We start from the raw sequence: 26,865 nt of genomic DNA, 5'->3' as shown, positions 1-26,865 counted from the left end.
GTCCGGACAGCCCGAAGGGGTGGGCCCGCCGACGGCGGCGCCCACCCCTTTCCGGTGCTCCGGGCCCTACTGCGGAGCCATCTTGTCCGTGATGCCCGGGTTCTTCTCCATCCAGGCCTTCACGGCTTCCTCCTCATGCCCCGTGCCGCGCTTCTGGATCTCGTTCTCCAGGCCGGCGAGCTGGTCCTCGCTCAGCTTGAAGTTCTTGAACCACTTCGTCAGCTGCGGGTACTGCTTCGGGAAGTCCTTGCTGGCGATGGTGTGCAGCCGGTCCCCGTCGCCGAAGGCCTTCTCCGGGTCCTTCAGCTTGGTCATGCCGAACTCGTTGTACGCCCAGTGCGGCGTCCAGAGCAGCACCGCGATGGGCTCCTTCTTGGCGTACGCGCGCTTCAGCTCGGCGAGCATGCCGGGCGTCGAGGAGTCGACGACCTTGTACTCCTTGTCCAGGCCGTAGGTCGGCAGGACGTTCTTCTTGAGGTTCTCCATCGTGGCGGTGCCCGGCTCGATGCCGATGATCCGGCCCTTGAACTGCGAGGACTTGCCCTTGAGGTCGGCGAGGGACGTGACGTCCTTGACGTAGTCGGGCACCGCGACCTCGATCGAGGTCGGGCCGTACCAGGACCCGATGTCGGTCAGCCGGGAGCCGTATTTCTCCCAGTAGTTCTTCTGGGTGTACGGGAGCCAGCCGTCGAACTGCACATCGATCTGGCCTCGGGACATCGCGGTGTACATCGGACCGACCTCGAACTGCTTGAGGTTGATCTTGTAGCCGCGCTCCTCCAGGACCGCCTTCCACAGATACGTGGCGGCGATGTCCTCCTCCCAGGGGAACCAGGCCATCTCGACGGCACGGTCGCGCTCGTCCTTGCCGTTCGCGCTCTTGGACGCACCGGCCTCGGCGACGGGGGTCCACTTGTCGGCGACACCCGGGTTGGCCTTCAGCCAGGTGCGGACGGCCTCCTGCTCCTTGCCGGAGCCGGCCTTCTGGATCTCCGCCTCCAGGCTGGTGAGCTGGTCCTCGCTCATCTTGAAGTTCTTGAGCCAGGTGCCGACCTCGGGGTTGTCGGACGAGAAGCCCTTGCGGGCCAGGGTGTGGATGCCGTCGCCCTTGCCCCAGAGGTTCTTGGGGTCCTTGAGCTTCGTCAGTTCGAACTGGTCGTACGCCCAGTGCGGCGACCAGAGCGGAACGACGATCGGTTCCTTCTTGGCGTAGGCGCGCTTCAGCTCGGCCAGCATCGACGGCGTGGAGCCGTCGACGACCTTGTACTCCTTGTCCAGGCCGTAACCCGGCAGGATCTTGTCCTTGAGCAGGCCCATCTCGCCGGCGCTCGGCTCGATGCCCACGATCCGGCCCTTGAACTGCGAGGACTTGCCCTTGAGGTCGTCCAGCGACCGGACGTCCTTCAAGTACGAGGGGACGGCCAGCTCCAGCGAGGTGGGGCCGTACCACGAGCCCATGTCCTCCAGGCGGTCCTGGTACTTCTTCCAGTAGCTGGCGTGGGTGACCGGGAGCCACGAGTCGGTCTCGAAGTCGATCTGGCCGTTGGCCATACCGGTGTAGAGCGCACCGGCCTCGTACTGCTTGACGTCGACCTGGAAGCCGCGCCGCTCCAGCATCTCCTTCCACAGGAAGGTGGAGGCGATGCCCTCGTCCCAGGGGATGTAGCCCATGCTGATCTTCTTGCCCGCGCCGATGTCCGAGGCGCCGGCGGCGGTGGACTTGTCCGAGCGGGAGGAGCCGAAGAGGCCCATGCCGCCCGCGACGAGCGCGAGGACGACGATGCCGACGACGGCGACGACGGGCTGCGGGCGGTGGTTCCAGATCTTCAACCCGCCGGCCGTCGCCTGCGCCCTGGCGAGCGCGCGCCGGGCGAGCGGGGAGACCTCACGGCCGAGCGCGCTGGTCATCCGGTCCAGGTACATCGCCACGATGACGATGGAGATGCCCGCCTCGAAGCCGAGGCCGACATCGACATTGCCGATGGCGCGGTAGACGGCGCCGCCGAGGCCGCCGCCGCCGACCATGCCGGCGATGACCACCATGGACAGGCCCAGCATGATGACCTGGTTGATGCCCGCCATGAGCGTGGGCAGGGCCAGCGGCAGCTGGACCCGCAGCAGGGTGTTGCGCCGGGTGGTGCCGAAGGCCTCGGCCGCCTCGACGAGTTCGGCGTCGACCTGGCGGATGCCGAGTTCGGTCATCCGGACGCCCGGGGGCAGCGAGAAGATGATCGTGGCGATGATGCCGGGCACCACGCCCACGCCGAAGAAGATGACGCCGGGGATCAGATAGACCATGGCGGGCATGGTCTGCATGAAGTCCAGGACCGGCCGGATCACCGCGCTGACGGTCTTGGAGCGGGACGCCCAGATGCCCACCGGCACGGCCAGCACCAGCGCGATGATGGTGGCGACGAGGACCAGCGTGAGGGTGTCCATCGCTTCGTCCCACAGCTCGACGGAGTCGATGACGGCGAAGCCGACGAAGGCGAGCACCCCCGCGAGCAGGCCGCGCAGCCACCAGGCGATGACGGCGACGATGCCCGCGAAGAGCAGCGGGGCGGGGGCGGAGAGGACGGCGGCTATGCCGTCGAACATGCCGCTGACGACGGAGCTGATCGCGTCGAACAGCCAGGACAGGTGGGTCTGCAGCCAGGCGACCGCGGAGTCGACCCAGTCACCCAGGTGGAGCCTAAACACTGGCCACCTTCTTCGCGGTGGCCGTGACGTCCTCGGGGGCCTCGGTGGGGGTCATCGGCTCGCCGAGGACGGCGAGCAGCCGGGCCCGCGGTACGACGCCGACGAGCTTGCCCTCGGCATCGGTCACGGCGACCGCGACTCCGCTCCGCGAGCAGGGCGTGAAGAGCTCGATGATCGGTGTGGACTCGGTGACGGTGGCCGGGGCCGCCCTGAGGACGTCGTCGGCGGTACGCAATTCCTCGCCGCCGTCCGCGCCGGTGCCCATGACGGTGTGCGGCTCCGCCATGATGGCGCCCGCGGTCAGCACCCGGGTGCGGTCGACGTCCTGGGTGAAGGAGGCGACGTAGTCGTTGGCCGGGGTGACGAGGATGTCCTCGGCGGTGCCGAGCTGGACGATCCTCCCGTCGCGCATCACGGCGATACGGTCCCCGAGGCGCATGGCCTCGTTGAGGTCGTGGGTGATGAAGACGATGGTCTTCTTCAGGCGTTTCTGGAGTTCGAGCAGCTGGTCCTGCATGTCACGGCGGATCAGCGGGTCGAGCGCGCTGAAGGACTCGTCCATCAGCAGCAGGTCGGCGTCGGTGGCCAGGGCTCGGGCCAGGCCGACGCGCTGCTGCATACCGCCGGACAGCTCGTCGGGCCAGGACTTCTCCCAGCCGGCGAGACCGGTCAGCTCCAGCGCCTCGGCGGCGCGCTTCTCGCGCTCGGCGCGCGGCACGCCCTGCACTTCGAGTCCGTACGCGGCGTTCTCCAGCACGCTCCGGTGGGGGAAGAGCGCGAAGTGCTGGAACACCATGCTGATCTTGGAGGACCGGACGTGGCGCAGTTCGGCTGGGCTCAGGGCGGTCAGGTCCTGGCCGTCGAACAACACGCGTCCGGCTGTGGGATCCAGAAGTCCGTTGAGCATGCGCAGCAACGTGGACTTCCCGGACCCGGACAGACCCATCACGACGAAGATCTGTCCCGGGTCGACGGTGAACGAGGCGTCGATCACCGCTGCGGTCGTTCCGTCGGCGCGCAGCTCGTCGCGGTCGGCGCCGCTTTCGAGCTTCTGCACGGCTTGATCGGGTCGTCTGCCGAACACTTTGTACAAGTGCTCAGCTTGCAGCCTTGACACATACACCTCGCGCGTTGAACCGAAAAACGGTCCGCCACCCCCTCCGGCAGACCGTGGAGCGGCACGGATTCGGCCCGCATGGCACGTGCATCAGTTGAAATTGCTACGTGATCCGCTCCGGTCGCGCGCCTGCCCCCACTTACACGAGCCAAACACAAGAGTGACCCGAGTCACATGCAAATGGCCCCCATGGGGCCGCGCGCCTCTTGACCTCGACGCCCACCGGTGTACGGGACGGCCGCTGTCAGTGGGGTGCGGCATCATCGGTGTGTGACGCGACGCCTGATGCTCCTCGACACCGCCTCCCTCTACTACCGCGCCTACTTCGGGGTCCCCGATTCGGTACGCGCTCCGGACGGAACGCCGGTCAACGCCGTGCGAGGGCTGCTCGACTTCATCGGGCGCCTGGTGCAGGACCACCGGCCGGACGAGCTGGTCGCCTGCATGGATGCCGACTGGCGGCCGCACTGGCGGGTGGAGCTGATCCCCTCCTACAAGGCGCACCGCGTGGCGGTGGAGACGGCCGAGGGGCTGCCCGACGAGGAGGAGACCCCCGACACCCTGGCCCCTCAGGTACCGGTCATCGAGGCCGTGCTCGACGCGCTCGGCATCGCCCGCGTCGGTGTCGCCGGCTACGAGGCGGACGACGTGATCGGCACGCTCACCGGCCTGGCCGCCGGCCCCGTGGACATCGTCACCGGCGACCGGGACCTCTATCAGTTGGTCGACGACGCCCGCGGGGTGCGGGTCCTCTACCCGCTGAAGGGGGTCGGCTCGCTCCAGCTGACCGACGAGGCCTGGCTGCGGGAGAAGTACGGGGTGGACGGTTCCGGCTACGCCGATCTGGCCCTGCTGCGCGGCGATCCGAGCGACGGACTCCCGGGCGTCCCCGGCATCGGCGAGAAGACGGCGGCGAAGCTGCTGGACGCGTTCGGCGATCTGGACGGGATCATGGCGGCGGTCGACGACCCGGGCGCCAAGCTGACGCCCTCGCAGCGCAAGCGGCTCGACGAGGCCCGGGACTACGTGGCCGTCGCGCCGAGGGTGGTCCGCGTCGCCGGTGACGTGCCCCTGCCGGAGTTCGACCCCGCGCTGCCCGCCGAGCCGCGCGATCCCGACGCCCTCGAAGCCCTCGCGAAGCGGTGGGGACTGGGCGGTGCGCTGCAGCGCCTGCGCTCCACACTGCACGAATGAGGTGCTAGCTTAGGTAAGCCTAAGCAATCGGAGCAGGGAGAACCTCGTGGCAGAACGACCGGCGCGGCAGGCACCCAAGGCGCAGGGAGCCCGTGTTCTGCGCACCGAGCGGATCACCCCGCACATGGTGCGTGTCGTGCTCGGCGGCGACGGCCTCGCCGGTTTCGGGCTCTCCGGGTTCACCGACCATTACGTCAAGCTCTGTTTCGCCCCCGAGGGCGCGGACTACGCGCACCCGTTCGACGTGGCCCGCATCCGCGAGGAGCAGCCGCGCGAGCTGTGGCCGACCACCCGCACCTACACCGTGCGCTCCTGGGACCCGGTCGCCCGGGAGCTGGCCATCGACTTCGTGGTCCACGGCGACGAGGGTCTCGCCGGGCCCTGGGCGATGCGGGCGGCCCCGGGCGATCAGGTGACCTTCCTGGGCCCCGGCGGGGGCTACGGTCCGGACGCGTCGGCGGACTGGCACCTCCTGGTGGGTGACGAGAGTGCCCTGCCTGCCATCGCCGCGGCCCTGGAGCAGATGCCGGCGGGCGCGGTGGTGCACGCGTTCGTCGAGGTGTCGGACGCGGCGGAGGAGCAGAAGATCGTGACGCCCGACGGGGTCGAGGTGACCTGGCTGCACCGCGGGGAGCGCCCGGTCGGCGAGGCGCTGACGGCCGCGGTGAAGGAGCTGGAGTTCCCGGCGGGCGACGTCCAGGCGTTCGTCCACGGCGAGGCGGGCTTCGTGAAGGAGATTCGCCGCCATCTGCGCCTGGACCGCCGGATCCCGCTCCCCCAGCTGTCGATCTCCGGCTACTGGCGGCTCGGCCAGAACGACGACGCCTGGCGCTCGGTCAAGCGCGAGTGGAACGCCCGGGTGGAGCGCGAGCAGGAGAACGCGGCCTGACCGACACGCACGGCCCGTGCCACGGCCACAGGCCGGGGCACGGGTGTTTCCGGGAGGGGCGCACCGTCCCGGAAGGGCGCCGGAACACTCACCGGCGGCCCGCACCACCCCCGATCACCGCCACCCGGACCGGCCTCGCGGTCGACCCGGCCGGCCCCGAGCCCGGCCGGCCCCGTCTCGCGCCGCCCGGACCGGCCTCGCGGCCTACGGGGCCGGACCCGGCCCGTCGGCCCCCGCCCCGGCCCGGACCACTCCCGCCACCACCGGGCCCGCCCCCGACGACGCCCCGGCCCGCGCCGACACCGTCGTCGCCACCACCGTCTCTGTACGCACGCGAGGACGCGTCCACATGCGCGAGCCGTCGCAGCGCGCTGAACATCGCCTCCCCCAGCATCGTGCCGACGACCACGCTCTCCACCATGTCCTCGCGCGCCACCCGGCGCCCCACATAGTCGAGGTCGGCCCGCGCGACCGGCTCGGCGGCGGCCGCGTAGTCGTCGAGCAGTTCGACGAACCCGCCGTGCCCGGCCCGCCGCAGCGCGACGATCACCCCGGCCAGGCACTCACCTGCCGGGCCGTGCGCCTCGGCCCGCCACCCACGCCGCTCCACCAGCTCCGCCACCTCTTCGCGGGCGTCGTCCAGTTCGGGCCCGCGCTCGTCCCCCTGCAGCGGGGCGAGGCGCTTCGCCGCGACGCCCAGCACCTTGTGCACCCGCTGCTCCGGGTCCTGGACCGCCCCCGGACGGCGGTCCGTCGATGCCCCTCACCGGCTGGTCGACGACCGGTGGCGATCTGCGCATACCGCACTTCGTCGGCATGCACGCGCTCCAACTGCTGCCGCTCCTCCTGCTCGCGCCGGCCTCCCTGGCCGCACGCCTCCCCCGGCTGCGCGACCCACGCGTCCGGCTGCGGCTGGTGATGGTCGCCTCCGGTGCGTACGCGGCTCTCGTCGCACTGGTCACCTGGCAGGCGCTGCGCGGCCAGCCACTGATCCACCCGGACGGCGCGACACTCGGCGCCGCGGCGCTGATCGTGGCGGCGACCGGCGTGTGCGGCTACGGGGCACTGCGGTCGGCTCCCGTACCGCGGACGGCCCGTACCGATGTGGACTCCGGTTCCGCCGAGCGGGAGCCTGCGGCATGACCGGCGCGCTCTTCGAGATCTCGTTCCTGCTGGCAGCCTCGTTCTGGCTGCTCATGATCCTCGCGCCGAACTGGCGCCCCACCGCACGCCTCGCGGCCTCCCCGCTCACCGTTCTGCCGGTGCTGACGGTCCATCTCCTCGTGGCCCTGCCGGTCTTCCCCGAGCTCTGGGACGGTGCGCAGCCCCGACATCGACACCTTCCGCGATCTGACGGCCCTGGCCAACGGCGCGGGGGCGGTCTGGGCGCAGGTCATCGCCCGGGATCTGCTGCTGGGCCAGTGGATGTTCCTGGAGGGCCGCCGGCCGGGGATCTCTCCACTGGTGATGGGGCCGTTGCTGGTACTGACGATTCCGCTGTCGCCGTTCGCGCTGCTGGTCTTCCTCGCGCTACGGGCGGTGCTGGGGCCGAGGGCCCGGTCCGGGAAGGGAATCCCGGACGGGGCCGGGCGTGCGTCGCCGTAGCGGTGCCCGTCAGACGGACTTCTGGTACGAGCGGAAGGTGCGGGTCGACAGCCGGACCGCCACCACGGCGAGTACCAGCAGGGCTCCGCCGCGGCTGAGCACCACACCCCGTTCGGGCTCGGCGGTCAGCGCCGAACGGCCCGCGACCATAGCCCAGTTGACCGGATTGAAGTCGGCGATGTGCCGCATCCAGGACGGCATCTGACCCGGGGCCATGAAGGAGGAGGAGAGGAACGTCAGCGGCAACAGCAGAAAGGTGTTGATGCCGATGATCGACTCACGCTCACAAACCAGCATGCCCAGGGCGTTGGAGAGCGCGCCGAAGACCGTACCGAGCAGGATGGACGCCACGACCAGGATCAGCAGACCGCCCGCGCCACCCGGATAGGTGGCCCCGGCGGCCCGGCCGAGCAGCACGATGACGACGGACTGCGCGGCGGTGCTGATGCCGTTCTGCACGACGTTGGCGTTCATCAGCGCGTTGCGGCTGACCGGGGTGGTCAGGAAGCGGTTGAGCGTGCCCCGCTCGATCTCCTCCAGGGTTCCCATGCCGGCCCACATGCTGGATCCGAGAGCACTCATCACCACGATGCCCGGGATCAGATAGTCCAGATAGGACGTGGTACCGAAGCCGCCCAGTTCGACGACCTTCCTGAAGAGGTTGCCGAACAGGAACAGCCAGATCACCGGCTGGACCAGGGAGATCGCCAGGAAGATCGACTGCCGGACGATCGCCATGAGCTGGCGTTGCGTCATGTACCGCTTCCGTGCGAGGACTTGACTGCTCATCGGGCGCCTCCGGCGGGCGTGAGGACGGGGGCCTGTCGAGCGCCCGCGGCTTCGGCCTCGGAGAAACGGCGTCCGGCGTAGCGCAGATAGACGTCGTCGAGGGAGGGGCGGGCCACGGTGGCGGCTGCGACCGCCGCGCCGGCCCGCTCCAGGGCGGCGAGCAGGACGGGGACCGCCGCGGCGCCGTCCTCGGCACGGACGCTCACGCGGCGGCCGTCGACCAGTACCTCGTGCACCCCGGGCGGTCCGGTGAGCGCGGCGCCGATCGCCCTCGTGTCGCCCTCCGCACGCAGCTCCAGATGGACGGCGTCGGCACGGAGTTCGCCCTTGAGGTCGTCGGGGGCTCCCTCGACGACGACCCGGCCGCGGTCGACGATCACGATGCGTTCGGCGAGCCGGTCGGCCTCCTCCAGATAGTGCGTCGTGAGGACGATGGTCAGCCCCTCGTCACCGGCCAGCCGGGAGATCTCGTCCCACATGGCCGTGCGGGCCTCGGGGTCGAGTCCGGTGGTGGGTTCGTCGAGAAAGAGCACCTCGGGCCGGTGGACCAGGCCGAGCGCCACGTCGGGGCGTCGCCGCATTCCGCCGGAATACCCCTTGACCCGGCGATTCGCGGCGTCGGCGAGAGCGAAGCGGTCCAGCAGCTCATCGGCGCGGCGCTGGACGGCGGCGCCCCGCATTCCGTAGAGCCTGCCCTGGAGCAGAAGGTTCTCGCGGCCGGTGGCGACCGGGTCGGCGCCGGACTTCTGGGCGACGACGCCGATCGCTCGGCGGACCCGGTCGGGGTGGCGCAGCACGTCGTGTCCGGCGACGCTCGCGGTGCCCGAGTCGGGGCGGGCCAGGGTGGTGAGGATCTTGACGGTGGTGGACTTCCCGGCGCCATTGGCGCCGAGGAGTCCGAAGACCGTGCCGGCATCGACGTCTAGGTCCATGCCGGCCAGTGCGGTGACGTCGCCGGGACAGGTTTTGATCAGGTGTCGCGCCGCGACTCCGGGCGCACGGGTGCTCATGACAGAGCTCTCCTGTGGTCAGCGGGGTGCTCGGGTACACCGAGCACTCGGGCATGCCGAGCCGATCCGTGTGAAGAGCGCCGGGCTATCCTGGGTGTGCCGCACCTCGATCGCCGGGCTCGCCTTCACGGCGTGGCCGGTCCGGGGTTCGAGACCCCGGCGGTCGCTGCTCCAACAGCCTCCACCGGGGTCTTTCTCTTTCTTCGGTCCTGTGTCAGGCCTTCCGCTCCGGGTCCAGGACGATTTCCTGTTCGTCCAGGTCCTGCCATTTCTGCGGGACTTCACCGGTTTCGTGGAAGGACTTCCACTCGTCGATGCCACCGATCGTGCACTCGGTGAGTTCCGTGTGGAAGTTCTTGATCCACTCCAGCTGGGCGTCGATCATGTGGAGCTGGTACTCGGTCTCGACGACGAAGACGCGGGGCAGCTTCTCCCCCAGTTGACCGAGCACTCCCCGGAGCGCCGCGGCCTGGACCGCCAGCGCCGCCTCCCTGGTCTCCATCAGCTCCGCCACGTCCTCCGGCGGGAGCGCCGGAAGAAGTGAGAGCGCCGTCTCGAAGACCGGACACTCGGCGGCCGGTACGGCGAGCAGATCGGAGAGCCCGTCGAGCATCTCCGCCCGCCCGGCCTCGGTGATCCCGTAGAGCGTGCGCTCGGGACGATTGCCCTGTCGCTGGACGCCCGCGACCTCGACGTATCCGTGCTTCTCCAGGTTCTGGACGACGGTGTACAGCGAGCCGAAATTGATCTTGACGCTGTGTTCCTTGCCGCGCCGCCGCAACCACGATGTATCGCGAAATGAATGTGGCGTGGAAGGATCTCGCGCACCGACCGATCCGCGCCGCCGTCGGCTCCGGATCACCTGGGGAGCAGACGCGCAATCAGGGAGGAAGCCCGCGTGAAAGAAGCCGTGTACATCGGCGGGGCGCCCCCGGCGGGGCCCGATCTCCAGGAGCTTCTGGGGTTGGTCGCCCGAGGTGACCGGGACGCCTTCGCCGAGGTGTACGACGCGGTCAGCGGGCCGGTCCTCGGACTGGTGCGGAGCGTGCTGCGCGATCCCGCCCAGTCCGAGGAGGTCACGCAGGAGGTGCTGGTCGAGGTGTGGCGCACGGCCCCTCGGTTCCGGGCCGCCCGCGGCAGCGCCATGAACTGGGTGCTGACACTGGCACATCGTCGGGCCGTGGACCGGGTGCGCTCGGCCGAGGCAGCCGCGGCCCGCGAGCACAGGGCCGCGCTGCTGGACCGTACTCCGGCCTTCGACGAGGTCACCGAGCAGGTCGAGAGCCGACTGGAGCGTGAGCAGGTCCGCCGCTGCATGCGGACCCTGTCCGAACTGCAACGACAGTCCGTGACCCTCGCGTACTACCGGGGGCTGACGTATCGCGAGGTGTCGGAGTTGCTCTCCGTACCGCTCGGGACGATCAAGACACGCCTGCGCGACGGACTGATCCGGCTGCGCGACTGCCTCGGGGTGAGCACATGAGCAACGCCGAACTGCACACGCTGACGGGGGCGTACGCCCTGCACGCGCTGCCCGACTCCGAGCACGACGAGTTCGAGCGGCATCTCGCCGACTGCCGGGCGTGCGCCGTCGAGGCACGGGAGCTGTCCGGGACCGCTGTTCGGCTCGGGCTCGCGGTGGCCGCGGTCCCGCCTCGCGACCTGCGCGAACGGGTGCTGCGGGAGATCGCGACCGTACGGCAGGAGTCGCCGTCGGACACCTTGCGGTCGCGCACCGGGGGCAGTACGAACCGGACGGGCCGCTGGCCGGGGTTCGCCCTCGCCGCATGTCTGGCGGCCACCGCCGGATTCGGCGGGATCGCCGTGTGGCAGCAGCAGGAGGCCCGCGCCGCGCGGCAGGACGCCCGCACCGCACAGCGGCAGAACGAGCAGCTGACCCAGGTCCTGGCAGCACCGGACGCCCGTACCGGGACCCGCACGCTCGGGGGCGGGGCGAGGGGCACCGTGGTCGTCTCCGAGAAGGAGAACCGCGCCGTCCTCCTGGCGTCGGGCATGCGCGAACCACCCGGCGGCAAGGTGTACCAGCTGTGGTTCGACGACGCCGGCACGATGCGCTCCGCGGGCCTCATGAAGGCGGCGAACACCTCGACGACGCAGTACGCGACGCTGCTGGACGGCCCTGTCGACCGGGCCTCCGGCATAGGCATCACCATGGAACCGGCCGGTGGGTCCACTCGACCGACATCCGAGCCGGTGGCCCTGCTGACCTTCCCGACCGCCCGACCCACCCTTCGCTGAGAGGTGCTCGACCATGACCGTCTCGGTGGCACTGTTCACCTCGGACCTACGGCTGCACGACAACCCCGTGCTGCACGCCGCGCTGCGCGACGCGGACCGTGTCGTCCCCGTCTTCGTGCGGGACGCGGGCATTCGCCGGACCGGCTTCGACGCACCGAACCGGCGGGCGTTCCTCGCCGACTGCCTGGCCGATCTCGACACGGAGCTGCGCCTCCGCGGTGGCCGGCTGATCGTCCGCGACGCGGAGGCCGTGGCCGGCGTCCTCGACGTGGTCACGGAGACCGGCGCACGCAGCCTGCACATCGCGGGCGGGGTGAGCGGGTACGCGCTGCGGCGTGAGGAGCTTCTGCGCGCGGCTCTGACCGAAGTCGGCTGCGCGCTGCACGTCCATGACGCGGTGGTCACCGCGCTCGCGCCGGGCCGGGTCGTCCCGGCGGGCCGTGATCACTACGCGGTGTTCACCCCGTACTTCCGCCGTTGGGAGGCGGCGGGGGTGCGGGGCACACTGGCCGCCCCGCGCACGGTGCGGCTGCCCGAAGGCATGAAGTCCGAGCCGTTGCCGGAACGGGCCGAGGTGGCCGGGGTCTCCCCCGGGCTCGCCAGGGGCGGCGAGAGGATCGGACGCCGGCTGCTGTCCTCCTGGCTGAACGGCCCCGTGGCCGACTACGAGAGCGGCCACGACGATCTGGCCGACGACGCGACCTCCAGGCTCTCCCCCCATCTCCACTTCGGCACTCTCTCGGCGGTGGAAGTGATCGACCGGGCGCGGCAGCGGGGCGGGCCGGGCGCCGACGCGTTCGTGCGGCAGCTGGCGTGGCGGGACTTCCATCACCAGGTGCTCGCCGCCCGGCCGGACGCCGCCCGGGACGACTACCGTCCACGGCGCGACCGTTGGCGGTCCGACGTGGACGAGATCGAGGCCTGGCGCACGGGACGCACCGGCTACCCGGTGGTCGACGCGGCGATGCGGCAGCTGGCGCACGAGGGCTGGATGCACAACCGGGGGCGCATGCTGGTGGCGAGCTTCCTCACCAAGACGCTGTACGTGGACTGGCGGGTCGGTGCCCGGCACTTCCTGGACCTACTGGTCGACGGGGACCTGGCGAACAACCAGCTCAACTGGCAGTGGATGGCCGGTACCGGCACCGACACCCGCCCCAACCGGATCCTGAACCCGGTGGTCCAGGGCAAGCGGTTCGATCCGCGCGGGGCCTATGTGCGCCGCTGGGTGCCGGAGCTCGCCGAGCTGGCGGACGGCGAGATCCATGAGCCGTGGAAACTGACCGGTCCGCGCCGGGCCGCGATCGACTACCCGGATCCGCTCGTCGACCTGGCGGAGGCACGGGCCCGGTTCGAGCGGGCGCGGGACCCGGGCCGACAGGGCGGCAGGGGAACGTACCCGGACGACGACCGCGTCGAACGGCTCGGCGGTGTCGTCCCCCGGTGACGGTCCGCCACGCCGGAGGTCCGCCGCTCGTGAACATTCCGTGGTCCGCCGACCCGGTGGTCCGCTTGGAACAGCGTCATGTCGTGGGCGGTGCACAGGATGTACGCGGCGACCGGCCCGGCCACCCCGCCGTCCACCACGGCCGTCCGTCTCGCTGCGCCGCCGTGCCGCTCCCTCGCCCCGGTCCGCACCCGTCGGACGGTCCTGCGTCTCCGGCGTCTTCCGGATGCCGGTCGGTGGTGGTTCGTCACAGGTCGTCCGCCGGATCGGCCGGAAGGAACGCCCATTCGGGTGATGGACCAATCCGTCCGGCCTCCGGCGACGAATCCCCCTCGTGAGTGAAGACCGAGACGATTCGAAGCAGGCCGGGGCCGCACGGTCCGGGCGGTCCCGCCGGGCGCGCGCGGCTCTCGCCGCGCTCAGCGGTCTGATCGCCGGGTTCTGCGCCCTGGCCGTCGCCGAACTGGTCGCGGCTGTCGTACGTCCCGAGGCAGGACCGGTCACGGCGGTGGGCGGTGCGGTGATCGACCGCACTCCCCCGGCCGTGAAGGACTTCGCCGTGAGGAACTTCGGCACCGACGACAAGCTGGTGCTCCAGCTCGGCATTCTGGTTCTCCTGGCGCTGTTCGCCGCAGGAATCGGAATGCTGGCGCTGCGGCACCGACGGCTCGGTCCCGCTGCCGTCCTGGTCTTCAGTCTGCTCGGGGCCGTGTCGGCGGTGGGACGTCCGGAAGGCGCACCGGCCGACGCCCTGCCCTCGGTGGTGGGTGCCGTGGTGGCCGCAGGAGTGCTGCATCTCCTGGTCGGACGGCTCGCACCGGTTCCGCGTCGCTCTCCCGCGGCCGGGGAGAGGGACGCGGAACGGCAAGGCACCTTCGACCGGCGCGGCTTCGTGGTCGCGGCGACCGCGGCGGCGGCGGCCTCGGCGGGCGCGGGACTCCTGGGTCGGCGGCTCACGTCATCCGTCCAGGCCGGGGCCGCCGCCTCACGTCACAACCTGGTCCTCCCGGTACCCGATTCCGCCGCACCGGCCATCCCGCCGGGCGCCGATCTCAGGATCCGGGGGCTGAGCTCCTTCATCACCCCGAACAAGGACTTCTACCGGGTGGACACGGCTCTGGTCGTACCCCGGGTCGACGCCGTCGAATGGCGTCTGAAGATCCACGGAACGGGTGTCGCGCGGCCGTTGGAGATCGGCTTCCGGGATGTGCTGCGCCGCGAGATCATCGAGCGGGACATCACGCTCACGTGTGTGTCCAACGAAGTCGGCGGGCCCTTGGTCGGCAATGCCCGGTGGATCGGTGTACGGCTGGCCGATCTGTTGCGCGAGGCCGGTGTGCGCCCCCCGTCGAAGGGCGGCCCGGCCGACCAGATCGTGGCGCGTTCCGTCGACGGCATGACGATCGGCACACCGGTCGAGACGGTCATGGACGGGCGCGACGCGATGCTCGCTGTCGGCATGAACGGCGAGCCGTTGCCCTTCGAGCACGGCTTTCCCGTCCGGATGATCGTGCCCGGCCTCTACGGATACGTGTCGGCCTGCAAGTGGATCAAGGACATCGAGCTGACCACGTTCGATGCCTACGACGCCTACTGGGTCGAACGGTCCTGGTCGCAGCAGGCACCGATCAAGACCGAGTCACGGATCGACACCCCCCGCCCGTTCGCCTCCCCGAAGGCCGGAGTCGTGCCGGTGGCCGGGGTCGCCTGGGCCCAGCACCGGGGCATCTCCCGGGTCGAGGTCCGGGTGGACGGCGGGGACTGGCACACGGCCCGGCTGGCCGCCGCGGACAGCCGTGACACCTGGCGTCAGTGGGTGTGGGAGTGGTCCGCCACCTCCGGCCGGCACACCCTGGAGGTCCGCGCCACCGACGGGACCGGCGCCACCCAGACCGGCGACCGCGTCGGCACCGTACCCGATGGTGCGACCGGCTGGCACTCGGTGGTGGTCGACGTGCCCTGAGCCGGGGCACGCGCCGATCGCATGGACCGCTCCTCGGAGCACGTGTCACCGCACCCAAGAAAGTTACTTAAAGCAATCAATCAATCACTGAAAGCCCATCGGAGGTCGCCATGAAGACCCTTCACGCCCGTCGTGCCGCACGAGCCGTGGTCGCGGCGATCGCACTGCCGCCGGCCCTGACGGCCCGCTCAGGCGACTGGAAGAACAACGCGTCCGACGCCGCCGCCGACGCCGCCAAGTCCTCGTCGTCGGCCGAGCCGGACAAGTCGATGAACATGAACCAGCCTTCGGACCGGCCTGTTCGTCCGTACCGAAGAACGGCGCGGGCCCCTTCGCCGGCATGGCCGAGGACCCGGTCGCGACGGCCGCCTCGCACAACCCGGCACTCTCCACCCTGGTCGCCGCGGTCAAGCAGGCCGGTCCGGTCGACACGCTCAACAACACGAAGCACATCACCGTGTTCGCGCCGACCGACGACGCCTTCGCCAAGATCCCGAAGGCCGACCTGGACGAGCTGCTCGCCGACAAGGCCGCGCTCACCAAGGTGCTCACCTACCACGTGGTGGGCGGGAAGCTGACGCCGAAGCAGTTGGGGAACGGGGCGTTCGACACTCTGGAGAAGAGCAGGGTGACCACATCCGGCTCGGGCATGACGTACACCGTGAACGACTCCTCGAAGGTCGTCTGCGGCAATGTTCCGACCGCGAACGCCACGGTCTACATCGTCGACACGGTCCTGATGCCCCCGAAGCGGTGAGCGCCGTCGCGCGGGGCCGGCGCGAACAGCTCGGCCCCGCGCGGCCGGTGACCCGCACCCCGCCGACGCCCCCTCGGCCCGTACGAACGGCGGGCCGCCCGTACGGGACGAGGCGCCACCCCGGCGGGCACCCCCATGGATCGCGCTCCGTACGCTGGCCGGATGAAGCATCCGAGTGCGGTCGACCGGCAGGATCGGGCGGTGGGCGCCGTTGTCGGATCGGCGGTGGGCGGGCGGCGGGCAACGGTTCGCTGATGCGGGCCGCCGCATCAGCGGTGTACTTCGCGCGGGCGGGCCGGGTGGCGACGATGGAGGCCGCCCGCCGGATCGCCGCGCTGACGCATGGCGACCGGGCCGCCTGGGAGGGCACCGCCGTGCTGCACGAGCCGATCCGGGTGGCGCTGGACGGCGGCGATCCGCTCGCTGCCGTGCCGGGTGTCCTGGACCTCGTGCACGAGGATCACCGTGAGCGCTGGGCCGCCGTCCTCGCGCCCGGCTGGCACCCCGACGCCGCGACGGAGTTCAACGGTGCGGTGTGGCCGTGCCTGGGCACCGCGCTGTGGGCGCTGCGCACGACACGTGGATTCGAGAACGCCCTGGCCGCGGCGGTCGACGTCGGTGGTGACACGGACACGGTCGCGGCGGTGACCGGTGGCCTGGCGGGGGCGGTGTACGGTTTCGCCGCGATTCCGGTGCGCTGGACCGGGCCCCCTGCATGTGCCGCTGCAGGGACACGGGGACCGCGTGCTGCGGACTGCCGATCTCGCGACCCTCGCCCGACGGCTGGACTCGGGCCCGCCCGTTGCGGATTCGGCGGACTTCCGCACGCCTTGAATCTACACATAAGGGTGAGATAAGAGCAGAATGGATATACAGGCCATTCGGTGCACAGAACGGAATTCCGGCCTGCACGAGCGAAGGAGACGAACCCATGTCGAACCTCTCGCACACCGGCCGTGACATGGCCAGTCACCCCGATGTTTCCGAAATGCGCGACCGCTATGCCCGAATGCTCGGTGGCCGTGACGTGGCCCTCGTGGACGCACCGGTGTTCCTCATCGGTCTGTACTGCGCCATCTCGCCCTGGGTGCTCCACTTCACGGCAACTCAGCCCACCCTCGTGGCGCACAACCTGATCATGGGCATCGCGATCGCGGCGCTGGGCCTCGGGTTCACCGTCATGCCGGAGCGGATGTACGGCCTGAGCTGGGCCATCTGCGCGATCGGTGCCTGGATGATCATCTCGACGTGGGTCGTCGGCAGCGGTCCGAGCCTCGGCGTCATCCTCAACAACGTCATCATCGGCGGACTGACCGTGCTGCTGGGTCTGGTCTGCGTGGGCGCTTCGATGAAGAGCGGCAGGAAGGCGGTCTGAGACAAGGCGCCCCGGCCGGTCCGCGTGAAGCGGACCGGCCGTCGACGGACAGGAGCGGTGACGCCGGTCCGATGCCCGGGTCCGCGGGTGGTCAGGCCTGCCGGAACGGGAGGTAGTCCACGTCGTACCCGAAGTACCGCGGTCCGGCGAGGGCCAGACCGCCCGGGGTGGTCCAGCGCGGGTCGCAGGGGGCCGCGAGGACGCTGACACGCAGGCCGTAGCGCAGGCCCTCCGTCGTCACCGGGTCACCGGTGTCGGTGTCCAGCACGCAGATGAGGTCGGGCGTGGTGGCGACCGTCTCGCCGTCGCGGGTGGCGAGCAGGTGCTCGTTCTGGAAACCGAGTTCCAGGACCCGGCCCGCATCGTCACCGATGCCCTCGATACGGGCACCGCCACGGGCGAAACCGCCCTGGGTGCGACGGCTGACGTCGACGACCTTGCCGGTCAGCAGATGGGTGCCGGACAGCATGGCACGGGCCGCGCCCACCGGGTCGGCGTGTGACGCACGCGCCTCGCGGACGGCCGCACCGAGACGTTCGGCGAGCGTCATCGTGGCGGGGACGAGTCCGTCGGCGAGCTGGTCCCCTCGCATCACGGTGTCGGCGCTGGAGATCTGACAGCCGAGCTCCACGCAGACGGCTCGGGCGATGCGCTCGGCGGCGTGGTTGGAGACGGCGTCGACGATGATGCTGTTGCCCTTGTCGTCGGCGAGCGCCATCGGCGTGTTGGCCACTCCGATCAGGCCGGGCAGCACCATCTGCGCCTCGGGAAACGCGCGGCCCATGGCATCGCCGTCGACCAGCGGCAGCCCCGCCTCGGCGGCGCAGGCGATGGGCAGCATGGAGTTGACGCCGCCGACCTCGATCGGGGCGATGTGGGTGGCGGGGCGGCCGATGTGCTTCTCCAGGGCCCGCAGCGCCGCGACTTCCTCGCCGCCGGCCGGGACGCGCTCCAGCAGCACTGTCGGCGCACCCATGCCCGAGACGGGTACGACGGTCGCATCGGCCGGCACCTCGTCGAAGGCGACGAGCCGGACCGGGCCGTGTGCACGGATGGCCTCCCGCGCCAGCAGCTTGCCGATGTACGGGTCGCCGCCCCCGCCGGTGCCGAGGATGCCCGCGCCGCGCGCGATGTCGTCCAGGTTGTCGAGGTTGATCTCACGCATGTGACGCTGCTCCATGGGTGTCGCGTGCCCCGGCCGGGGCGTGGGTGCTGCCGATGCCGTTCAGGTCGAGGTCCCCGACCGCCTTGACCCGGATGCGGGTCGCGCCGCCCGGCAGATAGGCGAGCGGCACCTCCTCCACGTCGACGATGCGGACCGTGCCGGGCCTGGCGCCCGCGCTCTCGGCCCGCGCCACGGCCTCCTCGCGGGCCTCGGCGAGTACGGAGTCCCGACGCCCCTCGGGAACCTGGAAGACCCGGTCCACCTCTCCGCCGACCTGGGCGATGGCGGCGCCCACGGCGTTGGCGACGCCGAAGTGGCCGGGGCGGCGCACATCGTCGAAGCCGGGCAGCGCCGAGGGCACCAGTACGCTGCCGCCGCCCACCGCGACGACCGGCAGCGGACCCGCCGAGGTGCGCATCCGGTCGACGGTCTCGGCCAGCCGCTCGGCGATCCGGTCGAGGGCGCGGGCGGTGAACTCACGGTCCAGGTGGGCGACGCGCGAGCGGTCGCCGATGTCGGCGCGGCCCGCCGCGACCGCGAGATCGGTCGCCGTCAGGGTGCTGCCGCCGAAGACGAGTGCTTCCTCGGTGAGCCGGAAGCCGACCGAGCGGGGGCCCGTCTCGCCGTCGGCCGCCACCAGGGATCCGCCACCGATGCCGAGCGAGAGGACGTCGGGGATACGGAAGTTGGTGCGGATGCCCGCGGCCTCGCTCTCGCCCGCCGCCTCGCGCGGGAATCCGCCGGCCAGTATGCCGACGTCCGCCGTCGTACCGCCGACGTCCACGACCGCGCAGTCGCCGAGACCGGAGAGGAACGCGGCGCCGCGCATCGAGTTGGTGGGCCCGGAGGCGAAGGTCGCCACCGGGTAGGCGCGGGCGAAGTCCACGTCCATCAGGGTGCCGTCGTTCTGCGACAGGAAGAACGGGGCGGTCAGCGAGACCTCGGCGAGCGACTTGGCGAAGGACTCCACGATCGCGGTGGCCAGGTCCCGCAGGGCCGCGTTGATGATCGTGGCGTTCTCCCGGGCCAGCAGCCCGACCCTGCCCAGTTCGTGCGAGAGCGAGAAGTGGACGCCGGGTCCCAGCTCCGCGCCGAGGATCTCGGCGGCCCGGCGCTCGTCGTCCTCGGCGACCGGGGAGAACACGGACGAGACGGCCACCGAGGTCAGTCCGCGCGCGGCGATGTCGGCGGCGGTGCGCTTCAGTTCCTCCGGGTCGAGCGGCGACAACGGCCGTCCGTCGAACTCCCGTCCACCGTGGCAGAGGTAGCCGTGCCCGCCGACGGCCGCCCGCTGGCGCTCGGGCCAGTCGGTCATCGGCGGCAGAGCGGCCGTCGCGGGCAGGCCGAGGCGTACGGCGGCGACGGGTGCGAGGCGGGCGCCCTCGATCAGGGCGTTGAGGAAGTGGGTGGTGCCGATCATGACGGCGTCGACGGAGTCCATCGGCGGGTCGAGCGCCCGGATCGCCGCGGTGACGCCGGAGGTGATGTCGGAGGTGGTGGGGGTCTTCGCGGTCGCGATGATGCGGTCGTCGTCCCCCAGGAGGGCGGCGTCGGTGTTGGTGCCTCCGACGTCGATTCCGATGCGCATGGTGTGTCCGTCTTTCGTAGGGGGTGGGGTTTCGGGTGGGGGCGTACGGGTCAGGCGGTGGCCTTCGACGACCAGGCCGTGCCCGCTTCCACCTCGATCGCCGCAGCAGGGCGTGCGGGCTGGTCGAACGGCAGTTCCCGGGCGCCACGCACCAGGCCGAGCTTGCCGAGGACGACATAGCCGAGCCCGGCCAGCAGCAGGGAGTTGAGCGCCGGGATCCCCCACCACTGGTAGTGGTCGCCGAGCCAGCCGAACAGGGACGCGGCGGCCCACAGGACGATCGTGGCCGGAACCCAGCCGGGTTCCGTCTCGGGCAGCCGTCCGAGGGAGCGGGACGCGTCGAGCTGCGGGCGCCACTTCTTCACCACGAAGTACTCGGCGACCATGATCCCGGCGACCGGCGGGGTGAGGACGCCGAGCACCGTCAGGAAGTCGGTGAAGCGGTCCAGGATTCCGGCCGCGGCGGTGAGGCTGCCGAGCACACCGATCGTGACGGTCGTACCGACGCGGTTCAGCCGGACCTTGAAGAGCGCCTCGACGGCGCCGATCAGGCCGAGTGACGACGAGTACAGGTTCCAGTTGTTGATCTTCACGGTGGCGGAGACCAGGACGATGACGCCGATGACGCCGGAGGAGGACGTGATGATGGCGATCAGGTCGGAGGACTTCACCGCGTAGGCGAGCAGCACACCGCCGAGGCCGAGGACGTACTCGCCGAGGCTGATGCCGACGACGGTCTGCTTGACGACATCGCCGGTGTTGCGGTTGAAGCGGGTCATGTCGGGGGTGGTGACGGCGCCGACGATGTACGAGCCGGCGACTATCGTCGCGCCGGTGGCGATGGACATGTGGGCGCCGAACGGCGCGGACGCCACCAGATCGCCGATGTCGTGCCGGGAGAACTCGACCATCATCGCCCAGCCCGCCAGGCCCAGGAAGGCGGGGACGGTGACGAGCGCGGTCCAGCCCATGGCGCGGAAGCCGCGCAGCACGAGCGCGGTGACCCCGAGTCCGCAGATCAGGCACCACGCCCAGACGGGCAGCGCGGGGACGATGGAGTGCAGTCCGGCCGCGAACACGGCCGTCTGCACACCGAACCAGCCGAAGAGGCTGACCGCGATGACGAGTCCGATGAGGGTGGAGCCGTAACGTCCGAAGCCGGTCCAGCGGACCAGCATCGAGGTGGACAGGCCCTCCCGCATACCGGCGATGCCGACGAAGATGCAGACGATCTCCAGGATCACCGAGCCGAGCGTGAACGCCCAGAACGCGCCCCAGAAGGAGAGCCCGGCGCCGAGCGCGGCGCCCAGCAGGAACTGCGTCAGGTCGGAGAGCTGGCCGAAGCGCTGCACGGCGACGTTGAACCAGGAGTAGCGGGCCGCACGCGGCACCCGCTCCAGCGGGTAGTCGTCGTCCGCCTGCGACTCCTGTCGCTCCGGCTGTCGGCGCACGGATGGCTGTGGTTGCACATCGAACTGCTGGGTCATGGGGACGGTCCTCGGGTGGGCGGGGCGGGCAGAAGGGCGCAGCAGCACGGCACCGGGCTGCTCCGAAGGGGAGAAATCGGGGGTGGGGAGCGGGGGTTCAGAGCGGGAGCGGCGGTCCTGCGGCTCGTGCGCGAAGGAGCACCGCACCCGGCAGATACGGCACCGGCAGGTCCGGTTCCGCGTGGGTGTGCACGCGCCGGGGATCGGCCCCGGCCCGTACGGCACCGGCGCGGGCCAGGTCCCGCACCTCGTCGCGTACGGCGTCGAGGCGGCGGCCGGGGCCCCGGCGGACGATGCGGTCGTACTGCCCGCCGACCGGGCTGGCCGCCGCGCCGAACGCCCCGGCGACGCCGCCGTGTTCGGGCCGTACGACGTCGAATCCGGTCAGGACGCGGCCGGGCACGCCGTCCGCGCCGCCGCCGACCAGGATCAGCGGGAGCAGGCCGGCCGAGGGGCGCATCCGGTCGGCTGCCTCGGCCAGTTCGCGGTGTGCGCCGGCGCCCACGGTGATCAGGTCGGGGAAGCGCAGGGCGACCGGGACACCGCCGATACGCTCGCCGGGACCGGCTTCCTGCGGGTAGCCGCCGGTCAGGGCGCCGACCCGGGCGCGGAGTTCACCGATGTCGGCGACCACGGCGTCGCGGAGTCCGGCCAGGAGCCCGGCGCCGCGGATGGTGCAGGCCGGGCCGCTGCCCAGGCTGAGTCCGGGCTGGCGGCGCAGATACTCCAGGCTCATCAGCGTGCCGTCGCTGCGGGTGACGAGGACGGCGGCGCCGGGCGCGAGGCCGAGGCCCGGCAGGGTGGCGGTCAGTTCGTCGGCGACCCGCGCCACGAGCACGGACAGCGCCGCGTCGAGGACCGTGGCGTTCTCGCGGGCCAGCAGGTCGAGGGTGCCGACGTCGCTGGAGAGCAGAACGGTCGTGTCCGGGCCCGTCTCGGCGCGCAGGATCTCCGCGGCCTCCCGCTCCTGGCTGCCGTCGACGGGCGAGAACACGGCGGTGACGGCGAAGGCCTCGGCACGGCCCGCGAGCGCGGCGCCGAACCGGGCGACGGCGTCCCGGTCGAGCGGTGTGGTGTCACGCGGTGCGAGGCCCCCGCCGCCCGCGACGTTCGCGGTGCCGGCGCACACGGCGTCGCGCAGCGCCTCGGGCCAGCCGAACAACGGCCGCACGGCGTCGGCGGCGGCGCCTCCGACGCGCAGCACTCCGACCCGGGCCAGTCCGTCCCGCTCCCGCACCGCGCGGGCGGCGACCCGCAGACCCACCGCGAGCTGGGTGGCCCGGCGGCGCGGTTCGACGGGCAGCGCACCGACGGCGGCGGCGAGCGACCCGACGGCGTCACCGGGGATCGAGGGCACCTTGACGGCCCGTACCGCCCGGTCGCCGTCGAGAAGGACGGCATCGGTGTTGGTGGGGCCGACATCCACTCCGAGGATCACGGGGCGCCTCCCCGCGAGGGGCGGCCGTCGGCGCTCGAAGAACCGTCCCGCACACGTCCACGGGGTCCCGGGGAACCGTCGGCCCCTCCGTCGGCTCCGAGGCCCGCGAGGCCGAAGGCGGACGGACCCGCCAGGCGCAGGCCGCTCGGCGTGTACCAGGCCGGGGCGGAGGACATCGTGACGAGATGGACGCGCAGACCGTAGCGGACCTCCTCGACCGGGACGGCCCAGCCCGTCGTCACGTCGACCAGGGCGATCACGTCCGGCACGACGGCGAGCGGTGTGCCGTCCTCCAGGGCCGCGACGAATTCGCTGCGGCCCTCGACCAGCACCAGCCGTCCCGCGTCGGGGCCCGCGCCCTCCAGCAGGACGCCCGTCGCGTCGTCGCCGTCTGCGTCCTCGGTGGCGTACCTGCGGACCGAGGAGACCTTGCCGGTGAGCAGCGGGGCGGGCCCCTCACCGCGGCCGAGGGCGAGTGCGCGCGTGACCGATCCGGCGACGGCGTACCGTGCCGCCTGCCCGGCGGTGAGGGGGTAGTCGGTGGAGGCGGCACGCCCGCCGAAGGCGACGACGGCGGCGCGGGCGAACTGTTCGAGGTGCGCGCCGTCCACCTCGTCGATGACGACGGTGTGGCCGTGTTCGTCGGCGAGGACGGCCGGTCCCGGGCGCAGCCCGGCGAGTTCCAGGACGTTCTGGTCCATGCGGGGAAAGGCGCGCCCCATCGAGTCGGCGTCGAGCAGCGGCAGACCCAGCCGGGCCGCCCAGGCGACTGCCACGCAGCCGTTGAGGCCGCCGATCTCGCTGCTCATCACCGCGGCCACCGGCGCACCGTGCAGCACCTCGAAGCGGGCGCGCAGGCCCGCGGGTTCTTCCCGGCCGCCGATCCGCTCTGCGGCGACCGCGGGCGACCCCACCAGCCCGATGGGCATGACGAGCGCCTCCGCGGGCAGCGTGGCCGGGTCGACGACCGGCACCGGACCGCACTCCTCGATCGCCTGTCCGGCGACGGGAAGGGTCACATCGGCGGGTCCGCCGCCCCCTGATCCCAGGACGGCACAGCCCCGCGCGAAGTCGGCGAGTGCTCCGGCGTCCACGTGCATGAATCCAGCGTAGGGAGACGGAACGCGCCCCGAATGGGCTGATGGCCCATGATTGAACGGGTCGATGTGCTTCCGGCACACTGGACGCATGCCGAGTGTCCTGGAACTCCTCTCCTCCCCCGGACTCGACGAGGTCCGCCCGCTGGTGGGTCCGCTCGACGCGATGGAGGTCACGGGGGTGCGTCTGGAGCCGCGCCCGGACCGGCTCGCCGCCATGCCCACCGGGACGATCGCCGTGCTGTTGACGCCGGTGCCGGGGCATCTGCTGGACGTGGCGGTGCGGGACGCGGCGGCGGCCGGGGCCGCCGCGCTGGTGCTGACCGGCGTGACGGAGACACCCCACGGGCTGCCCGCCGAGGTGACGGCCACGGCACGGGCGCTCGCCGAGCGGGGCCGCGTCGCGGTGCTGTACGCGGAGGGGGATCTCGCCGCGCTCGTGGTGGCCGTGGAACGGGCGGTGGCCGGGTCCGCGGCCGACGCGCTGGCCCGGGTCGCCGCTGCGGCGCAGGAGGTGACGACGGTCGCGGGCGACCCGGACCGGGTGGCCGCGGCGGCGGCCCGCGCCCTCGGCGTACCGGTGGAGCTGCGGACAGCGGGTCCCGGCGAGGAGGGTGCCGCCGCCGCGGGCCCGGACGGCGAGATCCGGCTCGCGGCCCCGGCCCGCCCCGGTCACGCGGGAGCGGCGGTGCGTTCCGTGCTCGCGCTGGCGGCCCTCGCCGCGGCGGGCGGCGGCCACGGCGACGTCCCCGTGCGTTCCCGTGGCCGTCTGCTGGCCGAGCTGCTCGTGGCGCCGCAGGACCAGGCCGCCCGGCTGGCCGCCCGGGGCCGGGCGCTCGCGCTGCCCGTGGACGGCTGGCACATCGCGCTGCGGGTGGAGGCGGGCGGCGTCGACGCGACGGACCGGCCGAGGACCCTGGACGCCGTGATGTCCCAGGCACTGACCCTGCTGCGGACCTGGGACCGGCCGACGCCGCCTCCCGGCACGCCCGCTTCCCCGCCCGCGGACACCGTTCAGTGGAACGCCGCCCTGGTCGACGACGCCCTCGTCCTGCTGAGCACCTGGCCCGCCGATCCGGGGGCGGACGGGCGGCACGCCACTTCGGCCCGTGCCCGGCGCGTGGTGGACCGGCTGGCCGGACTGCGCCCGGAGGCCGGGCTGAGATGCGGTGTGGGCTCACCGCACCGGGGCCCGCTGGGCATCCGCACCTCCGCCCGTGAGGCCCGCGCGGTCGTACCGCGCGGCGCGGGGGCGGCGGTGGCCGCCCACGACGCCGTGGGCCTCGACCGCATGCTGATGGAGTGGTACGCCTCGGACACGGCGCGCGAGGCGGTGGCCGAACTCCTCGCCCCGGTCCTGGCGTTGGGTCCGGAACGTGCCGAGCCACTGCTGCGCACGCTCCAGGGGTACCTGGACCACAACAACTCGCCCGCCCGAGCGGCACAGGCCCTGCATCTGCACCGGAACGCGGTGGGCGCCCGCATCCGCAGGATCGTCCAGCTCACGGGCGCCGATCTGAACGAGCCGGATGTCCGCCTCGCACTCCAACTGGCCTGTCGCGCGGGCCTGTCCACGCGCCCCGCCGAGCCGTCCGCACCACCGGCCGCCGGGCCCTGACTCCCGCGCCGCCCCGAACGCCGCCGGGCGTATCGGGGCCGTCGACGCCAGAAACGGTTGACGCGGCACCAACACGCCTGTTCCACTGGGCAGATGCGCCCTCAGCTGCGGCTGGTCACCCGTGACCACATCGACTTCGGTCGAGTGTGGTCCGCCTCGTGTTGTTCCTGACAGCTCCGACGTCAGCACTTCACACGACCGGTTTCCCGCAGCACGAGATGAGGCTTTGCCATGCCCGTCGAGTTTCTCGGCATCGCAGCAACCAACGAAGGTTCCGAGGTGACCCCCCGCTCCGGGGCGTCCTTCGACAAGGAGTACACGCTCGAACTGGCCCGCGCGCACGAGGACCACGGCTGGGACCGGGTGCTGTTCGCCTACGGGTCCGGCTCCCCGGATCCGTCCCCGGCCGCGGCCTACGTCGCGGCGCGCACCGAGAAGCTCCAGATCCTGGTGGCGCACCGCCCCAACGTCTCGTACCCGACCTTCGCGGCAAAGACCTTCGCGACCCTGGACCGGATCAGCGACGGCCGACTCGCCGTGCACTTCATCACCGGCGGCAACGACCACGAGCAGCAGCGCGAGGGCGACTTCCTCACCAAGGACGAGCGGTACGCGCGCACCCGTGAGGCCATCCGGATCATCAAGAAGGCATGGACCTCGCACGAACCCTTCGACCATGAGGGCACGCACTACCGCTTCAACGACTTCGTGAGCGACACCTTCCCCGTGCAGCAGCCCCGTCCGCGCGTCTCGTTCGGGGGTTCCTCACCGGCGGCGTACGCGGCCGGGGGCGCCGAAGCCGACATCTACTGCCTGTGGGGCGAGCCGCTGGCCCGGACCGCGGAGCAGATCGCGTCGGTGAAGGCAGCGGCGCAGGCGGCGGGCCGTACGGACGTACCGAGGATCCAGGTCGCCTTCCGGCCGATCATCGCCCCGACCGAGGAACTCGCCTGGGAGAAGGCCCATCGAACGCTGGCACGGATCAAGGCCCGCAAGGCCGGCGCGCCGCCGAACCGCCGCCACCCGTTGAACAGCCCGGAGAACACCGGCTCCCGACGGCTTCTGGCGGTGGCCGCCGAGGGGGAGCGCCACGACCGGGCGCTGTGGACGCCGACCGCGGCGGAAACCGGCGGAGCCGGCAACTCGACGGCTCTGGTGGGCACCCCTGAGACGGTCGCGCAGGCGCTGCTCGACTACTACGACCTGGGTGTGGAGATCCTGTCCGCCCGCGGCTACGACCTGCTGGACGACGCCATCGACTTCGGACGGCATGTCATCCCGATCGTCCGCGAGGAAGTGGCGAAGCGGGACGCGGCCCGTACGGCCGCGTAGGACCGGCGGTGCCGGGCGGCCCGGTGAAGCCCAAC

The 26,865-nt window shown here is 71.8% G+C and carries 20 protein-coding genes and 4 pseudogenes; 13 read left to right on the top strand and 11 right to left on the bottom strand.

What is annotated here, in order from left to right:
• Positions 1-66: 66 nt before the first annotated feature.
• Both ACIOHC_RS15085 and ACIOHC_RS15080 read right to left on the bottom strand, forming a co-directional pair.
• Positions 67-2,700: an ABC transporter permease/substrate binding protein gene (locus tag ACIOHC_RS15085; RefSeq protein WP_401842937.1), complete on the bottom strand. Its 2,634-nt coding sequence runs from the start codon at positions 2,698-2,700 to the stop codon at positions 67-69.
• A complete protein-coding gene (locus ACIOHC_RS15080) occupies positions 2,693-3,757 on the bottom strand; it encodes a glycine betaine/L-proline ABC transporter ATP-binding protein (protein ID WP_365691507.1) in 1,065 nt (354 codons plus the stop codon). The genes ACIOHC_RS15085 and ACIOHC_RS15080 overlap by 8 nt, the downstream gene beginning before the upstream one ends.
• A gap of 345 nt (positions 3,758-4,102) precedes the next feature.
• Here ACIOHC_RS15080 and ACIOHC_RS15075 point away from each other — a divergent pair, with 345 nt between their 5' ends.
• Together ACIOHC_RS15075 and ACIOHC_RS15070 are read left to right on the top strand one after the other, a co-directional pair.
• On the top strand, positions 4,103-5,011 hold the full coding sequence (locus ACIOHC_RS15075) for a 5'-3' exonuclease H3TH domain-containing protein (protein ID WP_389636840.1): 909 nt from the start codon (positions 4,103-4,105) through the stop codon (positions 5,009-5,011).
• A 46-nt stretch (positions 5,012-5,057) separates the two neighbouring features.
• A complete protein-coding gene (locus ACIOHC_RS15070) occupies positions 5,058-5,900 on the top strand; it encodes a siderophore-interacting protein (RefSeq protein WP_351079257.1) in 843 nt (280 codons plus the stop codon).
• Positions 5,901-5,988: 88 nt separating this feature from the next.
• Here ACIOHC_RS15070 and ACIOHC_RS15065 read toward each other — a convergent pair whose 3' ends face one another.
• A complete protein-coding gene (locus tag ACIOHC_RS15065) occupies positions 5,989-6,612 on the bottom strand; it encodes a MerR family transcriptional regulator (protein ID WP_401842934.1) in 624 nt (207 codons plus the stop codon).
• Positions 6,613-6,638: 26 nt separating this feature from the next.
• Here ACIOHC_RS15065 and ACIOHC_RS15060 point away from each other — a divergent pair.
• Both ACIOHC_RS15060 and ACIOHC_RS15055 read left to right on the top strand, forming a co-directional pair.
• Positions 6,639-7,043, top strand: a pseudogene (locus ACIOHC_RS15060) (hypothetical protein); the annotation flags it as partial.
• Positions 7,040-7,505 (top strand): annotated as a pseudogene (locus tag ACIOHC_RS15055) (ABA4-like family protein). The pseudogenes ACIOHC_RS15060 and ACIOHC_RS15055, both read left to right, overlap by 4 nt.
• A gap of 9 nt (positions 7,506-7,514) precedes the next feature.
• Here the strand turns inward: ACIOHC_RS15055 and ACIOHC_RS15050 are convergent.
• The 3 genes from ACIOHC_RS15050 to ACIOHC_RS15040 form a co-directional block, all read right to left on the bottom strand.
• Entirely contained in the window at positions 7,515-8,294 is a 780-nt protein-coding gene (locus ACIOHC_RS15050) for an ABC transporter permease (protein WP_401842933.1), read from the bottom strand.
• Positions 8,291-9,304, bottom strand: a complete 1,014-nt coding sequence (locus tag ACIOHC_RS15045; RefSeq protein WP_389636799.1) for an ATP-binding cassette domain-containing protein — start codon at positions 9,302-9,304, stop codon at positions 8,291-8,293. The genes ACIOHC_RS15050 and ACIOHC_RS15045 overlap by 4 nt, the downstream gene beginning before the upstream one ends.
• Positions 9,305-9,518: 214 nt before the next feature.
• The gene (locus ACIOHC_RS15040) at positions 9,519-10,085 is read right to left on the bottom strand and encodes a PadR family transcriptional regulator (protein WP_401842931.1); all 567 of its coding nucleotides are present in this window, start codon (positions 10,083-10,085) and stop codon (positions 9,519-9,521) included.
• A 117-nt stretch (positions 10,086-10,202) separates the two neighbouring features.
• On the opposite strand from ACIOHC_RS15040, the gene ACIOHC_RS15035 reads away from it, so the two are divergent.
• From ACIOHC_RS15035 to ACIOHC_RS15005, 7 genes and pseudogenes are all read left to right on the top strand, one after another.
• Positions 10,203-10,787: a sigma-70 family RNA polymerase sigma factor gene (locus tag ACIOHC_RS15035; RefSeq protein ID WP_365691502.1), complete on the top strand. Its 585-nt coding sequence runs from the start codon at positions 10,203-10,205 to the stop codon at positions 10,785-10,787.
• Positions 10,784-11,563, top strand: a complete 780-nt coding sequence (locus tag ACIOHC_RS15030; RefSeq protein ID WP_351079246.1) for an anti-sigma factor — start codon at positions 10,784-10,786, stop codon at positions 11,561-11,563. Before ACIOHC_RS15035 ends, ACIOHC_RS15030 begins: the two co-directional genes overlap by 4 nt.
• 13 nt (positions 11,564-11,576) lie before the next feature.
• Positions 11,577-13,010 carry a cryptochrome/photolyase family protein gene (locus ACIOHC_RS15025; RefSeq protein ID WP_401842929.1) on the top strand — a complete coding sequence of 478 codons (1,434 nt, stop codon included), beginning with the start codon at positions 11,577-11,579 and terminating at the stop codon, positions 13,008-13,010.
• 427 nt (positions 13,011-13,437) lie between these two features.
• Positions 13,438-14,973 carry a molybdopterin-dependent oxidoreductase gene (locus ACIOHC_RS15020; protein ID WP_401842991.1) on the top strand — a complete coding sequence of 512 codons (1,536 nt, stop codon included), beginning with the start codon at positions 13,438-13,440 and terminating at the stop codon, positions 14,971-14,973.
• A 110-nt stretch (positions 14,974-15,083) separates the two neighbouring features.
• A pseudogene (locus tag ACIOHC_RS15015) lies at positions 15,084-15,730 on the top strand (fasciclin domain-containing protein).
• Between the two features lie 230 nt (positions 15,731-15,960).
• A pseudogene (locus ACIOHC_RS15010) lies at positions 15,961-16,564 on the top strand (ADP-ribosylglycohydrolase family protein); the annotation flags it as partial.
• Between the two features lie 97 nt (positions 16,565-16,661).
• Positions 16,662-17,105 (top strand): SPW repeat protein, encoded by a 444-nt coding sequence (locus ACIOHC_RS15005; RefSeq protein ID WP_351079242.1) that lies wholly within the window; start codon positions 16,662-16,664, stop codon positions 17,103-17,105.
• A gap of 91 nt (positions 17,106-17,196) precedes the next feature.
• On the opposite strand, the gene ACIOHC_RS15000 is transcribed toward ACIOHC_RS15005, so the two are convergent.
• The 5 genes from ACIOHC_RS15000 to ACIOHC_RS14980 form a co-directional block, all read right to left on the bottom strand.
• On the bottom strand, positions 17,197-18,270 hold the full coding sequence (locus tag ACIOHC_RS15000) for a DUF917 domain-containing protein (protein WP_351079240.1): 1,074 nt from the start codon (positions 18,268-18,270) through the stop codon (positions 17,197-17,199).
• Positions 18,263-19,858, bottom strand: a complete 1,596-nt coding sequence (locus ACIOHC_RS14995; RefSeq protein WP_401842927.1) for a hydantoinase/oxoprolinase N-terminal domain-containing protein — start codon at positions 19,856-19,858, stop codon at positions 18,263-18,265. The genes ACIOHC_RS15000 and ACIOHC_RS14995 overlap by 8 nt, the downstream gene beginning before the upstream one ends.
• A 50-nt stretch (positions 19,859-19,908) precedes the next feature.
• Positions 19,909-21,345 carry a purine-cytosine permease family protein gene (locus tag ACIOHC_RS14990; RefSeq protein ID WP_401842926.1) on the bottom strand — a complete coding sequence of 479 codons (1,437 nt, stop codon included), beginning with the start codon at positions 21,343-21,345 and terminating at the stop codon, positions 19,909-19,911.
• A 97-nt stretch (positions 21,346-21,442) separates the two neighbouring features.
• Positions 21,443-22,783, bottom strand: coding sequence for a hydantoinase/oxoprolinase N-terminal domain-containing protein (locus ACIOHC_RS14985; protein ID WP_351079231.1), 1,341 nt, complete (start codon positions 22,781-22,783; stop codon positions 21,443-21,445).
• On the bottom strand, positions 22,780-23,883 hold the full coding sequence (locus ACIOHC_RS14980) for a DUF917 domain-containing protein (protein WP_351079228.1): 1,104 nt from the start codon (positions 23,881-23,883) through the stop codon (positions 22,780-22,782). The genes ACIOHC_RS14985 and ACIOHC_RS14980 overlap by 4 nt, the downstream gene beginning before the upstream one ends.
• 88 nt (positions 23,884-23,971) lie before the next feature.
• Here ACIOHC_RS14980 and ACIOHC_RS14975 point away from each other — a divergent pair, with 88 nt between their 5' ends.
• Positions 23,972-25,498 (top strand): helix-turn-helix domain-containing protein, encoded by a 1,527-nt coding sequence (locus ACIOHC_RS14975; protein WP_351079225.1) that lies wholly within the window; start codon positions 23,972-23,974, stop codon positions 25,496-25,498.
• A gap of 231 nt (positions 25,499-25,729) precedes the next feature.
• Entirely contained in the window at positions 25,730-26,830 is a 1,101-nt protein-coding gene (locus tag ACIOHC_RS14970) for an LLM class flavin-dependent oxidoreductase (RefSeq protein WP_351079222.1), read from the top strand.
• Positions 26,831-26,865: the final 35 nt, after the last annotated feature.

Source organism: Streptomyces sp. NPDC088252 (assembly GCF_044740965.1).
In the GTDB taxonomy this organism is placed as follows: domain Bacteria; phylum Actinomycetota; class Actinomycetes; order Streptomycetales; family Streptomycetaceae; genus Streptomyces.
The sequence above is the reverse complement of the archived record's forward strand: the minus strand, read 5'-3'. Positions and strand labels throughout refer to the sequence as shown.

Coding starts and splice junctions, on each gene's coding strand:
- ACIOHC_RS15045 (WP_389636799.1), bottom strand. CDS start 9,304: ATGAGCACCCGTGCGCCCGGAGTCGCGGCGCGACACCTGATCAAAACC.
- ACIOHC_RS14980 (WP_351079228.1), bottom strand. CDS start 23,883: ATGCACGTGGACGCCGGAGCACTCGCCGACTTCGCGCGGGGCTGTGCC.
- ACIOHC_RS15005 (WP_351079242.1), top strand. CDS start 16,662: ATGTCGAACCTCTCGCACACCGGCCGTGACATGGCCAGTCACCCCGAT.
- ACIOHC_RS15000 (WP_351079240.1), bottom strand. CDS start 18,270: ATGCGTGAGATCAACCTCGACAACCTGGACGACATCGCGCGCGGCGCG.
- ACIOHC_RS14970 (WP_351079222.1), top strand. CDS start 25,730: ATGCCCGTCGAGTTTCTCGGCATCGCAGCAACCAACGAAGGTTCCGAG.
- ACIOHC_RS15030 (WP_351079246.1), top strand. CDS start 10,784: ATGAGCAACGCCGAACTGCACACGCTGACGGGGGCGTACGCCCTGCAC.
- ACIOHC_RS14995 (WP_401842927.1), bottom strand. CDS start 19,858: ATGCGCATCGGAATCGACGTCGGAGGCACCAACACCGACGCCGCCCTC.
- ACIOHC_RS14990 (WP_401842926.1), bottom strand. CDS start 21,345: ATGACCCAGCAGTTCGATGTGCAACCACAGCCATCCGTGCGCCGACAG.
- ACIOHC_RS15050 (WP_401842933.1), bottom strand. CDS start 8,294: ATGAGCAGTCAAGTCCTCGCACGGAAGCGGTACATGACGCAACGCCAG.
- ACIOHC_RS14975 (WP_351079225.1), top strand. CDS start 23,972: ATGCCGAGTGTCCTGGAACTCCTCTCCTCCCCCGGACTCGACGAGGTC.
- ACIOHC_RS15025 (WP_401842929.1), top strand. CDS start 11,577: ATGACCGTCTCGGTGGCACTGTTCACCTCGGACCTACGGCTGCACGAC.
- ACIOHC_RS15075 (WP_389636840.1), top strand. CDS start 4,103: ATGCTCCTCGACACCGCCTCCCTCTACTACCGCGCCTACTTCGGGGTC.